Genomic DNA, 14,718 nt, shown 5'->3' with positions numbered 1-14,718 from the left:
CAAACTGGCAGCGCGCACTGTCTATTTCCAGATTTGCACGCTCCCATCGAGATACCCAATCTCCTTCGTCTTGCTGCCCGTGAGCAGGCACGAGGTTGAAACGGCCCGAGTCTGGAGCGCAAGTCGGCTCACGTCTCGCAGATGTGCATAGGATTTCAAACGAGTCGGCGTTTTTGGTGTGACATCCCGTTTCAGGCTCCTGATAAACACGTACTTATGGTCGCTTTCTGTGTCGTGTTCGGCCAGGTAATTAGCCAACCACGCAGTCGCAATTGAAATGACGCGATTCCGCGCTTCATTGGCGTTATTCTGGGCTATCGACTTCCCCATATTGACCGTTCCGAAACCGGCCATCGGATGCTTTGCCATCTTACGCGTGAGGCCTGATTTCGCGCTCCGTCCTGGAATGTCGTCCGGCGCGGGTTGCGCGTCTGACGCGCCGGCATGCATCAACATCGACGCCCAGGTATAGTACTGGCCGTTTAGCCCATAGCATATTTGCTTCTCAATCAAGTCGAGCAGCATGAAGGTCGCCATAAAAACGCCTCCTCCCGACTTATCCCGGTCGGCGCCTCCCTCGCTGATCAGCAGTCCCGCGATCGTATTGGCCAATTCGACCGCGTCGTCGTCGCCGCTGGTTTGCCCCCACAGGAGTTGCCGCGCTTTGGTGGCCGCTGTCGAATAAACCTTCGCGACCCGCCGTGCCTTGCGGGTGTAGACCGTCTGCGCCTTCGGGTCGAATCCGCGCGCCTTATCAGCCGACTCGCCTGCGGTTACCACGTGCGAAGTCGCCAAGGCGACTTCGCCTTCGAGGAGTTCGGGCGGAACCTCAGTCACGTCCGACGTGTAGCTCTTCAAACCTTTTGCCGCTCCGCCCCACTTCGCAATCAGCCGGTCTGCCACCTTGATAAAAACGGTTTCTTTCCCCACCGGCTGTTGGCTTAACCAATACCAGTATCCAATTCCAAGGGGTTGGTAGGGAACGGCGAACGTGCCCTCGCCGTGTGGTTTGCTTGCGGTTGGTTTGGTGCTTGCTAACAGGTTCCAAATGTCCGCATACAGCAGGTGATCAACGTCTAGCGATTTGAATGCTCTACCGAATCCGATCTTCATCTCGACCTCACAAAGTGGGTTTGAATCGAAAATTGGTATACCGCAATCAAGCTGTCGCGCAAGTTGGCGGAATTGGCGCGTTCTTCAACTCGACTTCCTCGAGCTATGCCTTTTAAATTCCGCGCGTTAAGCCGCAATTGAACATGACGCTCGCGCTATATATCTTATTAAAATTCGCGGCGGATTTCGTTCTCTATCGCTTTGGTGCATTTGATCCAGGTGGACGCCATTTACCGCGATTAGCGTCTATGGCTTATGCCATTTGTCCGGATGGATTGCCTACAGAAATGTTGTTACGGGACTCGACTGCGCCGCACAGTCGGCAACCGGCTTACGCCATCCCACAAGGCGACGGGAGGATCGGCGAGCGTAGATCCGCCGGCATGGCAGAACCGACGCACGAATGTCCGCGTGAAAGCATGGGCAACGGCTGCAAATGGCCCGGATTTTGCCGTCGCCCGATCAGACAGGTTTCAGCTCTTTCTGGAGGTTTTCGGCACAAATGGCGTGGGTATGTGCAGAACCTTCTCGCTTCCGCACTTTGGGCAAGCCGGATGAGCGTTTTCATGTTCAGCAAGATGCTCGGCATGTTCGAACATCTCACCGCACTTCTCACACCTGTACCGGTAAGTCGGCATGGCATTCCTCCAAAGAGAATCCCGCACGTCGGGCTGACCAGATACGTCTACGACGTCGGCAATAACCCATTCTAGTGCAGGAAAGTGCGAGAAACGCCTGCGTGCCCCTCGCGCGCAGCGCTCATCGTATGGGGCAAATATCAGTTTGCCCGTCGCCTACCAGCCGAAATACCTGCACGGCATCTTCCAATGTAGACGCCTGTTCTTGCATGCTGGCTGCCGCGGCTGCCACCTGCTCCACCAGGGCAACGTTCTGCTGGGTCATCTCGTCCATCTGCCCGATCGCGCGGTTGACTTCGCCGATGCCGGTACTTTGCTCGTTGCTCGCGTGGGTAATCTCACCCATCAAAGTGACCACACTATCGACAGCCGTGACGATTTCGGTCATGTCCCGGCCAGCCTGGTCGACCAGTTCGCCGCCTGCATTGACGTTGCCGACCGAGTCGGTGATCAGCGCCTTGATTTCCTTGGCGGCCATGGCGCTGCGTTGGGCCAGGCTGCGCACCTCGGCGGCGACGACCGCAAAGCCGCGCCCCTGGTCGCCGGCGCGTGCTGCCTCGACGGCCGCGTTCAAAGCCAGGATATTGGTCTGAAAGGCAATTGAGTCGATCATGCTAATGATGTCGACGATCTTGTGTGAACTGCCGCGGATCAACGACATGGTGGTCACCACATGCCCCACCACGGTGCCGCCTTTGACCGCGAGATCGGAGGCCGAGGCGATGTGTTGGTTGGCGTCCGAAGCGCGTTCGGCATTGGCGCGGACCATCGCCGTCAATTGTTCCATCGTCGATGCGGTTTCCTCGAGCGAGCCAGCCTGCGCCTCGGTGCGGGACGAAAGCTCCGCGTTGCCGGCCGCAATTTCGCGCGCGCCCAGCGCGATCATATCGGAGGCACGTCGGACGTTGCCGACTACCGAGGCCAAACCGACACTGATACCGTTCATTGCCTGCATCAACTGGCCCAGTTCGTCGCGCCGGCTGACATGAACTTGCGCGGTCAAATCGCCGGCCGCGAGTTTTTCGGCGGCGGCCTTCGCTTCGAGCAGTTGCATGCCGAGACCGCGCCGGGTCGTCACGAAGACCAGCGCGCTGACCAGCAGCGCGCCGAGTAGCCCGAAGCCGATCACCCCGGTTTGCAGGAAAGCGGGCAACGCCGCTCCCGGGCTCGATCGGTCGGGGGGGATCACGGCCTCCAGCAGCCGACCATAGCCCAGCAGAAGTACGGTATTGGCGGCCAGGGTAAGCAGCGCGAGTCTGGCTCCGATCGACAGGTTCCACACCTCACTGACGTCGAGGCCGACATACAGCGCGCCGATTATCTCGCCAGAACTGTCCCGGATCGGCTCGTACCGTGTCATGTATTGCTTGCCGAATAGCGTCGCGTAACCGGTGTAGGGTTGCCCGCCGCGCAGCATCCGATAGCCGGGATGCGAGCGGTCGAGTACCGTGCCCACGGCCCGCTCGCCGGTTTGCCTTTTGACCGAAGTGGCGACGCGCACGAAGTCGTCGCCAATTGCGACGAATAACGTGCCCGTCGCGCGGGTTTTGCCGGTGAAGTGGTCCACTTCGCCGTAGTTGAGGTTCAGCAGGGTGTTCCCGTTCAGCAGCCCGGGGGTCATGACACCGAGGATGTCGACACTGCTTGATTTGTCGCGTGAAAATGGAGCTGGAAAATACCCGGCGAGCGTTCGCGCGTGACGGCGCACCTGGGCCTTGAGCGGCAGCAGAGAGTACATGAAGTGAACCCCGTCGACTAAGTCAGCGAGCCGAATAAATCGGACGTTTTATTCTGAATTCATTAGACAGAATATTGCATCAGATGGCAATAGAGTGTGCTCGCTAATCTCAGCTCACTGAAAGGCGGCGCCAGGCGAACCTCAAGAATATCGGCATGCGCCGTGGCGCTCCGCGCGGGTCATAGATGTTTGAACACGCCGAACGCCAGAGCACGCAGTTCTTCGAACTGCGTGACGAGTTCGACACACAAAATGAAGGCCAGCATTGCAGAAGGTCCCGGATGGCGTTCGATCCATCGCAGCGCCGGGGTCGCGTAGCGCGCGCGGATCGCATCTCGAGTCAGGACCAAGGTAATCACGATGCCCACGGCGCCCCCTACCAACAAATCGGTCGGATAGTGAAAGCCGAGATAGGCCCGCGGAAGGCAAATGAAGAGCGCGGTGTAGAGAAGCGCCAGCACGCCGATGCCCCGCCACACGAGGAAGATGCCGGTGGCGATGGCCATCCACAGCATGGCGTGATCGCTTGGGAACGAACTCCAGTCTGACAACTGCGCAGCCTGGGTCGCGCCGCTCGCGAACTGCAGATGAAGTTCGGCGCTATAGATGGGACGCACTCTAAATGGCAACCAGTGAGCCAGCAGCCTTCCGACGAAGAGCGCGACGACACCGCTGAGAAGCGTCGCGAGAACTATTTCGCGCCGCCATTCGGCGTGCCCGTCTTGCTGAAACCAGATCCACCAAAGCAAGGCAGTCAGTACCAGGCCTTTAAAGGTGTAGAGGTCGGCGATGGCTTGTATCGATTGGGTCGCGAAATGACCGAAGTGTATGCTGGACAGATATGTTTCGATGGTCGAATTGAAGCTGTTCATGCTCTTGCAATCAATATCTGCTAGCCGAAGCGGAACGTCAGAATAATTGAGGCAAGCGACAACAAATGAGGCGCAGACAACGTTTGCTAGCAATTTGCCCGTCCGAGGCGGTGTTCGCGGCACGCGCCGCCTCAGTGCGAAGCCAGGGCGGCCCGTTATGGCGCCCCCTTAACCCGCTCATGCGGATTCTCCACTCCCGCCATGCTCAGCGCCTCATGCAGCGTGCCGAAAATACAGCGCTCCTCGACGATCGGCGTGATTCCATGCCGATCCATATCCGAGCGCAAATAGCGATTCACCCGCGCAAAGACCACCTCGATCCCATTGCGCTTGAGCGCCGAGCACAACTCGCCCACCGAGCGCGCCGCCGAATAATCGACATCCGTAATCGCGCTCGCATCGACGACGAACCAGCGCACGGCGTTCGGTGCGTGATCGATCAGGCGGCGCGTATCGTCGACGAAAAAATGATCGTTCGCGTAGAACAGATCGGCGCCGAAACGATACACGATCAACCCCGGCGCGGTCTCCACGCCGGGCACCGCCGGCACCGGCACCCACATGCCGTCGCCGTTGGGCGCGAGCATCATCGTGTGGGGGCGGTAGCTGTGTCGCACGTGACGCAGCAACGACAACGCGACGGCGACCAGAATGCCGTGCTCGACGCCGATCAGCACGACCGCCGCCGCCGTGAACAAAGCCAGCGCGAATTCGCCGGGACTTTCGCGGCGAATCGAAAAAAGCGACTGCAGATTGATCAGGCCGACCGCGATCGTAAACACGATGCTCGCGAGAATGCAGTGCGGCAGATACTGCAGATAGCGGCTGAAAAACAGCAGCACGACCACCACGACCGCCGCGAACACGAGCTGCGCGAACTGGCTGCGCGTGCCGGCGCGATCGGCCATCGCGGTCTGCGTCAGGCTGCCGTTGACGACGAACGCGCCGGAAAACGCCGCCGCCGCGTTGGCGGCCGCGATGCCGAGCAGGTCTGCGTTGGTATCGACCGGCTCGTGATAGCGGTCGGCGAACACCCGGCTCGCCGCGGCGCTTTGCGCGACGATCATCACGAAGCACGACGCCGCGACCGGCACGAGATCGAGCATCTGCTGCCACGTCACCGACGGAATCCGCAGCGGCGGCAATCCGCCCTCCACCGGTCCGAGGATGGAGATGCCGTGCGCGGCGAATCCGAACACATCGCTCGCGGCAATGCCCGCGACGACCGCGACCAACGGCACCGGCAGGCGCGGCCAGAAACGTTTGCAGACGAGAATCGCGGTCACCACGAGCAGCGAGATCGCCAGTGTCGGCCGATTGATCTGCGCGGCGTCGCTCACGACGAGCAGCAGTTGTTTCACGCTGCTCGCCGCATGTCCGGGCACGCCGAGCATGTCGCCGAGCATCGCGATGCCGACCTGCACGCCGACGCCCGCAAGAAAGCCGACCAGCACCGTACGCGACAGGAAATCGGCGAGAAAGCCGAGCTTGAAGATGCGCGCGACGAACAGCAACGCGGCCGTCAGCAACGCGACCATCGCCGCGAGCGCCGCATACTCGGCGCTCGACGTGGGCGCCATCGTCGAAAGACGACTCGCGAAGATCGTCGCGGTGGCCGAATCGGCGGCCACGACCAGATGCCGCGAAGCACCGAAGAACGCGAACGCGACGAGCGGCAGGAACACCGTGTAGAGCCCGGTGACGGCCGGCATGCCGGCAATGCGCGCATAGCCGAGGACCTGCGGAATATCCATCGACGCAAGCTGCACACCGGCCAGCGCATCGCGCGCCGCCGCAATCCGGCTCAAGGGAAGAACGCCCTTCAGCACGCTGGCACGCGCCGCCATTTTTTGCAGAGAATCTTGCATACGCGATGCTGACCTAAAACGAAAGTAATCGCGCATCGTGCCGCGAACCGGCGCGCCAAGGCAAGACTTATGGAAGGGGGAACGGGCTATTGACGAAAACGAAAACGAGAAAGCAAACCGAAAGAACGCAAACGATTGCTCCTTTCAAGCGCACAACGAACTAACGGACGTTAATCGCAAAGCGAAAATCTCCACGGCGCAGCCGCGGAAAAAAACGCGCGAAGAAGATCTACCGTTTGAATTGCCCTGTCTGCGGGTCCACATGGCGCGCGAAACCGAACAGCGCAGCAATGCAGATCGGACAGGCGATCAGAAAGATGGTCAACATCACACTCACCCCGTAACAACTTGTTACCGGGAAGTGTAAAGAAATTTGAAGTAAGTTTAATGAGGGAAAACCGCAAAGCACTATTGCGCAGGATTACGGGAGCCTGAAAAAGATCGTCGATACGCAAGTGAAAACGCGAATAGGCGCACCATGCCGCGCGTGAAAAACCGCGCGGAAATATCCGTTGGACTTCAAGGAAAACCCCCGCCGCGCATTGTTGGCAGCCGCACCCCTGTCCGTTCGCAGGTCTGCACACCGCCCGCATACGACAGCCGCCGCGGCGCGCGTCCGCGCGCCAGGCATCACACCGCCGCGATTAGGCAAACCCTTCTACCGCTTTGCGCCGCGCGTATTTTTCTTCGGCATCGGCGCTGGCCCGACCGATTCGCGCATCGTCACGCTGAGCGGAAACTCGCGCAAGATCTCCCAGGTGGTGCCGTAACACTGGTTGATGAGCCAGCGCACCGCGTTTTGCGTAAGTTCCCCGGTTGGAATATGCACCGACGTGAGCCCGGGCGCCGCGTAGGCGGCCGAGTAGTCGTCGTCGTAGCTGATCACGGAGATGTCGTGGGGCACCGAAATGCCCGCCTGGTGAAAGCGCGCGAGCACGCTGACCGCCATCGTGTCGTTCGCGCAGAACAGGCCGGTCACGCGCCGCTGCGTCTCGAGCAGCTTCTGCGCGGCCGCGTAGCCGCCTTCGGGCGAAAAGTCGGATTCGATCAGCGTGACGTCGTCGCGCGCAATGCCGGCTCGCGCGAGCTCGGCGAAAAAGCCGTCGATCCGCATCACGTTGTCCGACGCGGTAGCGGGCCCTGAAATCACCGCGATGTCGCGATGCCCGTGATCGAGCAGCGTGCGCGCCGCGAGTTCGCCGCCGCGCCGATGATCCGCGCTGAACGACGCCTCGGGCAACTGCTCGAACGCGCGATTCAGGAACACCATCTTCGGATGCATGCCATGCAGCATGATCAGGTCTTCGTCGTGCAGATCGTGGCTGATCACGACCACGCCATCGCAATCGCGGCCGATCAAAAAGCGCACTGCCTCGATCGCCTGCTCGCGCGGCGACACCTCGCCGCAACCGGTCGCGACCACGACATGGCGCCCCACCGCGCGCAGCTCGGTGTCGGTCTGCTTCAGGATCGTGCCGTAGTAGGAACCAAAGAAGGTCGGCACGAAGATGCCGATGATGCCGAGCTGCTGCGTCGCCATCGCCCGGCCGATCGACGACGGGCGGAAATTCAGCGCCTCGATCGCCGCCTTCACGCGCGCTGCGGCATCGGCGGAAATCGGTCCCTTGCCGGAAATGGCTCGTGAGGCGGTCGACATGCCCACGCCGGCCAGTTCCGCGACGTCCTTGAGTGTTGCCACGCGGTTCTCCATCAAGCCTGTCTCGACGAGCCGCTTCGCGCGTGACGCGCCGCGGCGTTATAAGCGCGCGCCGCTCGCTTCGTCGAATAGCGAGACATGCGCGGCGTCGAACGAGAACGCCACGGTGTCATCCTCCGCAATCGGCGCTTTGGTCTGATCGATCGACGCGATCTGTTCGCCATGATAGTCGAGCCAGATCACGCGGTGGTTGCCCATCGGCTCCATTAGCGAAACTTTCGCGCGCTCGCTGGCGCCTTCCGTGATATGCACGTCTTCGGCGCGCACGCCGAGCATGCAGCGCACGCCCTGCGCGGGCGCCCCCTTGAACGCGTACGCCGACACGTCGATCCGCACCTGCCCAGTGCAAAAGTGAAGCGCGCCGTCGCGCGTCTCGAGCGTGCCCTTCAGCAGATTCATGGCCGGCGAGCCGAGGAAGGTCGCCACGAACAGATTGTTCGGCCGCGCATAGACCTCGGCCGGCGTGCCGAACTGCTGGATCACGCCGCCGCGCATCACGGCCATGCGCGTCGCGAGCGTCATCGCCTCGACCTGGTCGTGCGTCACGTAGATCATCGTCGCGCCCAGGCTGTGATGCAGCTGCTTCAGTTCGCGGCGCAGTTCGGTGCGCAGCTTCGCGTCGAGGTTCGACAGCGGCTCGTCGAACAGGAACACGTCGGCCTCGCGCACGATCGCGCGGCCGATTGCGACGCGCTGCCGCTGTCCGCCCGACAACTGCGACGGCTTGCGCTTGAGCAGCGGCCCCAGTTGCAGCATCTCCGACGCGCGGGCGACACGCCGCGCGATTTCCGCCTTCGGCGTGCCGTTGATGCGCAGCGCGAACGACAGGTTGCGCTCGACGCTCATGGTCGGATACAACGCGTACGACTGGAACACCAGCGCGATGCGGCGATCCTTCGGATCGGCCCACGTCATGTCCTCGCCGGCGATCTCGATGCTGCCGTCGCTGACGTCGATCAATCCCGCGATGCTGTGCAACAGCGTGGACTTGCCGCAACCCGACGGCCCCAGCAGCACGACGAACTCGCCGGCGAGCACGTCGAGATCGAGGTTCTCGATCACCGTGTTCGAACCGAGGCGAATCGTCAGATTGCGGACCGCCACATTGGCGGGATGCGTGAGCGCCGCGGCGTCGGAGTCAACGTCAGCGCTTGCACCCGACACGCCGGCCGCATCGATCGTATTAGCCATGTTTGCCATGCCCTACCCTTTGACGGCGCCCGACGCAATGCCGCGCACGAACCAGCGGCCCGAAATGAAATAAACCGCGAGCGGCACCAGCGACGTCAGGATCGTCGCCGCCATATTGACGTTGTAGAGCCGCTCGCCGGTCGTCGTGTTGATGATGTTGTTCAACTGCACCGTCATCGGCAGATTCTTCGTGCCAGCGAACACGAGGCCCAGAATGAAGTCGTTCCAGATGTTCGTGACCTGCATGATCAGCGCGACGACGATGATCGGCGTCGACATCGGCAGCATCAGTTGAAAGAAGATGCGCCAGAAGCTGCCGCCGTCGATACGCGCGGCCTTGAACAGCTCCTGCGGAATCGACGCGTAGTAGTTGCGGAACAGCAGCGTCATCACCGGCATGCCGAACATCGTATGGATCAGCACGATGCCCGGCAGCGAGCTGAACAGATGCACGCTCGCGAGCACGCGCACGAGCGGATAGATCATGACCTGCACTGGAATGAACGCGCCGACGAGCAGCACGCCGAACAGCAGACCCGCGCCGCGCGGCCGCCAGAACGACAGCGCGTAGCCGTTCACCGCGCCGACCAGGATCGACAGCACCGTGCTTGGCACGACGATACGCACCGAGTTCCAGAAGCCGACGCGAATGCCGTTGCAATCGAGCCCGGTGCAGGCCGACTGCCATGCGGCGCTCCACGCGTCGAGCGTGAAATGCATCGGCAAGCCGAGCAGATTGCCGAGGCGGATCTCGCTCATCGGTTTGACCGACGTGACCAGCATCACGTAGAGCGGCAGCAGAAAGAACACCGCCGCGGTGAGCAGAAACGCGTAGATGCCGAGCCGCGCCGGCGAGAACGCCGAGCGGCGGGGCCGCGTGCGCGCGCGATGCGGCATGCCGCCTTTGAGCGTGGAATCGAGCGTGTTCATCCTCTCTCCCCGCGCAGCGCCGCACGGCTGCGTGCATAGAAGAACGGCGCGAGCACCGCGAGCACCGTCGCCAGCAGCACGATCGATGCAGCCGACGCAAGGCCGATGTTCGCGCGCCCGAACAGATAGTCCATGATGAATTTCGCCGGCACTTCGCTCGCGGTGCCGGGGCCGCCCTGCGTCATCGCGACGACCGCGTCGTACAGCTTCACGACCATCACGAACAGCAGCACGAACGCGGTCGAGATCGACGGTCCGAGCATCGGCACCACGATGCTCGCGTACACGCGCCAGCGAGGAATGCCGTCGATGCGCGCGGCTTTCCACAACTCTTCGTCGATGCCGCGCAGGCCCGCGAGCAACAGCGCCATCACGAGGCCCGAAGCCTGCCACACGGTCGCGATCACGATCGTGTAGATGACCCAGTCCTGATCGACGATCCAGTCGAAGCGCGCATGCGCGAAGCCGAGATTGCGCAGCACCTGCTGCGCACCGAGCGCGGGATTCAGGATCCATTGCCATACGAGCCCGGTCGCGACGAACGACATCGCGTACGGATACAGAAACACCGTGCGCAACGCGCCTTCCGCGACCACGCGCTGATCGATAAAGATTGCCAGCAGCAAGCCGATCACCATGCACGCGATGATGAAACACGCGCCATAGATCACGATGTTCTGCAGCGACGTCAACCAGCGGTCGTTGTGAAAGAGCCGCACGTACTGCGTGAAGCCCACGAAGTCGTTCGACGGAAACGTGTGCGAATTGCTGAGCGACACGCGCGCGGTCCAGACCATCGTGCCCAGGTACGTGAACACGACGGTCAGGAGCATCGGCAGCAAGGCCAGCCAGACCGCGATCGAAAACCGCCGGTTCAGCGGCTTGTTTCGCGGTTTGGGGTGCGACTTACCCTGTGGTTTCGAACCCTCGGCTGGCAGCTTGAGCGCGTGCATGGCGAGGCCTAGCCCTTCAACGCGCTGGCGAACGCTTTCTGCGCGTCGTCGACGGACTCGTTCTTGTTCCAGAAGTTCGTCACGACGTCAGTCAGCGCACCCTGCGTATCGGGCGACAGCAGCATTTCCGGATTCGGCAACTGGCGCGACTTGTCCTTCATGATCGCGATGCCCTCCTTGGCGCAGATGTCGAGGCTGCTTGTGTCGACGTCAGACCGGATCGGAATCGAGCCCTTCTTCGCGCTGAACGCGACCTGCGCGGACGGCGAGGTCATCACCGTGGCGAGCAGATTCTGCGCCTTGATCGCCGACGCGCTGTCGGTCTTCGGAAACACGAAGACGTCGCCCGCGACCAGATACGGCGAACGCGGACCGAAGCCCGGGAAGCAGCCGAAGTCCTTGCCCGCCGTTTGATTCGCCGCGACGAACTCGCCCTTCGCCCAGTCGCCCATGATCTGAACGCCGGCCTTGCCCGAAGTCACGAGCGCGGTCGCGTCGTTCCAGTTGCGGCCAGGCGAGCCCGGATCGACGAAATCGTGCAGCCGCTTGAACGACACGAGCACCTTCTTGAACGCATCGGAGTTCACCGCGTTCTGATCGTGATCGCGATAGACCTTCATATACAGGTCCGGGCCGCCCACATCGGCGAGCACCGCGTCGAACGTGATCTTCTCCTGCCACGGCTGGCCGCCGAACGCGAGCGGAATCACGCCCGCGCTCTTCAGCTTGCCGAGATCGGCGATGAATTCGTCGTAGTTTTTGGGGCTCGCTCGCGATGCCCGCTTTCTGGAACACCGGCTTCGAGTAGAAGAACCACGCGGGCATATGAATGTCGACCGGCGCCGCGTAGAAATGGCCCTTCACGCGGATACTGTCGAGAATCGACTGCGGGAAAATACCGTTCCAGTTTTCTTTCGCGGCGACGTCGTCGACGTTATTCAGGAGTCCCTGGTCGATCAGATCGTGAAACTGCTTCGACGTATTGAACTGGGCGGCGGTGGGTGGATCACCGCCGACGATCCGGTTGATCGCGGTGGCGCGCGCCTGATCTCCGCCGGCGACTGCGTTGTCGACCCATTGGCCACCGGCCTTGTCGTACGCGACGGCAAACTGCCGAATCGCGGCCGACTCGCCGCCCGAGGTCCACCAGTGAATCACGTTAGCCTTGAGCGGTTCCGCATGCGCGACGACGCCATACAGCGCCAGTGCCGCAACTACGCCTCGCAAGACCATTCTGTTGCTGTTCATTCCGTCTCCTCCAGGCTCAGTGCCCGTGTGTCAAGTCGAAATACCAATCAGCTCCACCCGGTTTTACATCGTTGCTGCGTCGTTTTAATTGTGTTTATTGCGCTTGCGCGTTGCGATCTTCCAGGAATTTCGACACCAGCTCCGCGCTGCGCTTGACCGTACGCTTCTGCGTTTGGTAGTCGACGTGCACGATGCCGAAGCGCCGCTCATAGCCGAAAGCCCACTCGAAGTTGTCCATCAGCGACCACAGGAAATAGCCGCGCACGTCGACGCCCGCCTTGATCGCCTGATCGACCGCGGCGAGATGGCGCTTCAGGAACGAGATGCGCTGCGTGTCCTCGACGCGGCCGTCGATCACCTTGTCGTCCGATGCCATGCCGTTCTCGGTGATGTAGATCGGCGGCAGATTGGCATAGGTATCCCTGAAACCGGTCAACAGATCGCGAAGACCGTCAGGGTAAACCTCCCAGCCCATCTGCGTGCGCTCGACACCCTCGAGCGGCACCTCCTTGAAACCGTGCCCACCATCGCTCGCCACGTTGGTGCGGAAATAATAGTTGATGCCGAGAAAATCGAGCGGCGTATTGATCGTCTGCATGTCGCCTTCGAGCACGAGCGGCTCGCTGCCAGGCCACAACTCGAACAGATCTTGCGGATACTCGCCCTTGAACAGCGGATCGAGAATCCACGCGTTGTGCTGAACTTCGAACAGCTCGGCCGCGCGACGGTCGGCGGCGCTGTCGCTATTCGGCGTGCCGCGCCCGACATTCGCGACGATGCCCTTGTGCGAGCGCGGATCGTTCGCGCGCAGCACCGGAATCGCGAGACCGTGCGCGAGCAGCAGATGATGCATGGCCTGCGCGGCGAAACGCAGGTTCGAGAGTCCCGGCGCGTGATGGCCGTTGCCGTAGCCGAGGTACGCCGAACACCACGGCTCGTTGAGCGTCGCCCACGCATCGACGAGCCCGTGCAGCTCGCGGCTCATCAGATCCGCGTAATCGACGAAACGGTACGCGGTTTCGCGATTGAGCCAGCCGCCGCGATCCTCGAGATGCTGAGGCAGATCCCAGTGATAAAGCGTGACGAAAGTCGTGATGCTCTTCTCTTTGAGCCGTCCGAGCAGGCGCTTGTAGAAGTCGAGCCCCTTGCGGTTCGGCGTGCCGTTTTCGTCCATCACACGCGGCCATGCGGTCGACAGCCGATACGCTTCGAGGCCGAGGCCCGCGAGCAGGTTGACGTCCTGTTCCCAGCGATGATAGTGATCGCACGCGACGGCGCCGGTGTCGCCGGCCAACACCTTGCCCGGTGTGGCCGAGAACGTGTCCCAGATCGACGGCAGGCGGCCGTCTTCGTTGACCGCGCCTTCGATCTGATACGACGCGGTGGCCGCGCCGAGCAGGAAATCCTGGCGCCACAGCGACGAATCGGCGGGCGGTGTGAATGGATCGGAATGCGGGTCGCCGTGAGCGGCTGGACGGGCGGCGTCGATGAATGCGGATGCGTCGTTTACCACGGATTCTCTCCTGCCAATGAGGTCGTTGAACCGGGAGTGGTGGAGCTCGAGGCGCTCGCGTTCGGACTTACTGTGAACGCTTAAGTGGAAGCGCTTCCACACCGTCCAGCGAACGATAGCAGCGGGGAAATTGGCGCAGCAATCCGGGTTTGTCTGGAGGGGTTTCTGGCGTGCGTGCGAGGGTGATGCGGCGCGCATCGAGGTTGTCCGACTGCAACGGATAGTTGCGGCTTCCGACGAAAATCCCTGGCAGCCGTGCAACGCAAAGTCTCGGATCGCCGACAATCGGCTTATCCACTGAAGCATGGAAGACGATTGCGATGAGCGAATTCAATCTGTCGGAACTCTACCGCGGCTATATCGCCTGCCTGAACACGCAGGACTGGTCAAAGCTGCGAGACTTCGTTGGCGAAGACGTGAAGTACAACGGCCAACGAATCGGTTTGTCCGGCTGTCGCGAGATGCTGGAAAGAGACTTCCGCGAAATTCCCGACCTGCACTTCGAGATTCAGATGCTGGTTTGCGAGCCGCCACATATCGCAAGCCGATTGCATTTTGACTGCACACCCATCGGCTTGTTACTTGGGCTTCCCGTGCAAGGAAAACGGGTGGAGTTTTCCGAGAACGTCTTCTACGAGTTTGGTGACGGCAAGATCCAGCAAGTCTGGTCGGTCATCGATAAAGCCGCGATCGAGAGTCAGTTGTAGCGGCTCAGGGACACGCCCGCATTTCACTTCGATTCTTTTTATCGGGCGAATGCGCTCGTCTATGGCTCGTCGTCCTCGCGATCGGGGTCGACGTCGGGATCGAGCGGCGGCTCATCCGGGTCCTGCGAGGGACCGACGTCGGGCAGATCCGTCTGCACGACGTCGGACTGATCCGGGCGGATCGGGTTTTCGTCCTTGTTCGGTGTGGTTGCCATGGCCGGTCCTCCTTA

Annotated in this window: 13 protein-coding genes and 1 pseudogene; 1 reads left to right on the top strand and 13 read right to left on the bottom strand. The window is 61.6% G+C overall.

From position 1 onward, the window contains the following. Positions 1-21 precede the first annotated feature (21 nt). From OKW29_RS09890 to OKW29_RS09835, 12 genes and pseudogenes are all read right to left on the bottom strand, one after another. Positions 22-1,113, bottom strand: a complete 1,092-nt coding sequence (locus OKW29_RS09890; RefSeq protein WP_429290926.1) for a hypothetical protein — start codon at positions 1,111-1,113, stop codon at positions 22-24. 473 nt (positions 1,114-1,586) lie between these two features. Continuing rightward, positions 1,587-1,712: a zinc ribbon domain-containing protein gene (locus OKW29_RS09885; protein WP_409340077.1), complete on the bottom strand. Its 126-nt coding sequence runs from the start codon at positions 1,710-1,712 to the stop codon at positions 1,587-1,589. 160 nt (positions 1,713-1,872) lie between these two features. Continuing rightward, positions 1,873-3,489, bottom strand: a complete 1,617-nt coding sequence (locus OKW29_RS09880) for a methyl-accepting chemotaxis protein (RefSeq protein WP_429290925.1) — start codon at positions 3,487-3,489, stop codon at positions 1,873-1,875. A gap of 179 nt (positions 3,490-3,668) precedes the next feature. Beyond that, the gene (locus tag OKW29_RS09875) at positions 3,669-4,361 is read right to left on the bottom strand and encodes a phosphatase PAP2 family protein (RefSeq protein WP_429290924.1); all 693 of its coding nucleotides are present in this window, start codon (positions 4,359-4,361) and stop codon (positions 3,669-3,671) included. Positions 4,362-4,516: 155 nt separating this feature from the next. After that, positions 4,517-6,229 carry a SulP family inorganic anion transporter gene (locus tag OKW29_RS09870; RefSeq protein ID WP_429292474.1) on the bottom strand — a complete coding sequence of 571 codons (1,713 nt, stop codon included), beginning with the start codon at positions 6,227-6,229 and terminating at the stop codon, positions 4,517-4,519. Positions 6,230-6,887: 658 nt separating this feature from the next. Beyond that, positions 6,888-7,940 carry a LacI family DNA-binding transcriptional regulator gene (locus tag OKW29_RS09865; protein ID WP_184049508.1) on the bottom strand — a complete coding sequence of 351 codons (1,053 nt, stop codon included), beginning with the start codon at positions 7,938-7,940 and terminating at the stop codon, positions 6,888-6,890. Positions 7,941-7,985: 45 nt separating this feature from the next. Beyond that, complete coding sequence (locus tag OKW29_RS09860) at positions 7,986-9,146, bottom strand: ABC transporter ATP-binding protein (RefSeq protein ID WP_429290923.1); 1,161 nt, start codon at positions 9,144-9,146, stop codon at positions 7,986-7,988. Between the two features lie 3 nt (positions 9,147-9,149). Continuing rightward, the gene (locus OKW29_RS09855) at positions 9,150-10,067 is read right to left on the bottom strand and encodes a carbohydrate ABC transporter permease (protein ID WP_429290922.1); all 918 of its coding nucleotides are present in this window, start codon (positions 10,065-10,067) and stop codon (positions 9,150-9,152) included. Then, positions 10,064-11,020: a carbohydrate ABC transporter permease gene (locus OKW29_RS09850; protein WP_429290921.1), complete on the bottom strand. Its 957-nt coding sequence runs from the start codon at positions 11,018-11,020 to the stop codon at positions 10,064-10,066. The genes OKW29_RS09855 and OKW29_RS09850 overlap by 4 nt, the downstream gene beginning before the upstream one ends. A gap of 8 nt (positions 11,021-11,028) precedes the next feature. After that, positions 11,029-12,268 (bottom strand): annotated as a pseudogene (locus OKW29_RS09845) (ABC transporter substrate-binding protein). A gap of 94 nt (positions 12,269-12,362) precedes the next feature. Beyond that, positions 12,363-13,781 (bottom strand): GH1 family beta-glucosidase, encoded by a 1,419-nt coding sequence (locus OKW29_RS09840; RefSeq protein ID WP_429290920.1) that lies wholly within the window; start codon positions 13,779-13,781, stop codon positions 12,363-12,365. A 67-nt stretch (positions 13,782-13,848) separates the two neighbouring features. Continuing rightward, positions 13,849-14,115 carry a hypothetical protein gene (locus OKW29_RS09835; RefSeq protein ID WP_429290919.1) on the bottom strand — a complete coding sequence of 89 codons (267 nt, stop codon included), beginning with the start codon at positions 14,113-14,115 and terminating at the stop codon, positions 13,849-13,851. On the opposite strand from OKW29_RS09835, the gene OKW29_RS09830 reads away from it, so the two are divergent. Beyond that, the gene (locus OKW29_RS09830; RefSeq protein WP_429290918.1) at positions 14,102-14,488 is read left to right on the top strand and encodes an ester cyclase; all 387 of its coding nucleotides are present in this window, start codon (positions 14,102-14,104) and stop codon (positions 14,486-14,488) included. The two genes, OKW29_RS09835 and OKW29_RS09830, sit on opposite strands and share 14 nt — an antisense overlap. A gap of 59 nt (positions 14,489-14,547) precedes the next feature. Here OKW29_RS09830 and OKW29_RS09825 read toward each other — a convergent pair whose 3' ends face one another. Beyond that, entirely contained in the window at positions 14,548-14,703 is a 156-nt protein-coding gene (locus tag OKW29_RS09825; protein ID WP_184074006.1) for a hypothetical protein, read from the bottom strand. Positions 14,704-14,718: the final 15 nt, after the last annotated feature.

This window comes from Paraburkholderia sp. CI3 (assembly GCF_050436505.1).
Lineage (GTDB): Bacteria > Pseudomonadota > Gammaproteobacteria > Burkholderiales > Burkholderiaceae > Paraburkholderia > Paraburkholderia tuberum.
The sequence above is the reverse complement of the archived record's forward strand: the minus strand, read 5'-3'. Positions and strand labels throughout refer to the sequence as shown.

Excerpts from the sequence above, each read along its gene's own strand:
- OKW29_RS09860 (WP_429290923.1), bottom strand. The coding sequence starts at position 9,146 with ATGGCAAACATGGCTAATACGATCGATGCGGCCGGCGTGTCGGGTGCA.
- OKW29_RS09870 (WP_429292474.1), bottom strand. The coding sequence starts at position 6,229 with ATGCAAGATTCTCTGCAAAAAATGGCGGCGCGTGCCAGCGTGCTGAAG.
- OKW29_RS09865 (WP_184049508.1), bottom strand. The coding sequence starts at position 7,940 with ATGGAGAACCGCGTGGCAACACTCAAGGACGTCGCGGAACTGGCCGGC.
- OKW29_RS09880 (WP_429290925.1), bottom strand. The coding sequence starts at position 3,489 with ATGTACTCTCTGCTGCCGCTCAAGGCCCAGGTGCGCCGTCACGCGCGA.
- OKW29_RS09855 (WP_429290922.1), bottom strand. The coding sequence starts at position 10,067 with ATGAACACGCTCGATTCCACGCTCAAAGGCGGCATGCCGCATCGCGCG.
- OKW29_RS09830 (WP_429290918.1), top strand. The coding sequence starts at position 14,102 with ATGAGCGAATTCAATCTGTCGGAACTCTACCGCGGCTATATCGCCTGC.
- OKW29_RS09850 (WP_429290921.1), bottom strand. The coding sequence starts at position 11,020 with ATGCACGCGCTCAAGCTGCCAGCCGAGGGTTCGAAACCACAGGGTAAG.
- OKW29_RS09890 (WP_429290926.1), bottom strand. The coding sequence starts at position 1,113 with ATGAAGATCGGATTCGGTAGAGCATTCAAATCGCTAGACGTTGATCAC.
- OKW29_RS09875 (WP_429290924.1), bottom strand. The coding sequence starts at position 4,361 with ATGAACAGCTTCAATTCGACCATCGAAACATATCTGTCCAGCATACAC.
- OKW29_RS09885 (WP_409340077.1), bottom strand. The coding sequence starts at position 1,712 with ATGTTCGAACATGCCGAGCATCTTGCTGAACATGAAAACGCTCATCCG.
- OKW29_RS09825 (WP_184074006.1), bottom strand. The coding sequence starts at position 14,703 with ATGGCAACCACACCGAACAAGGACGAAAACCCGATCCGCCCGGATCAG.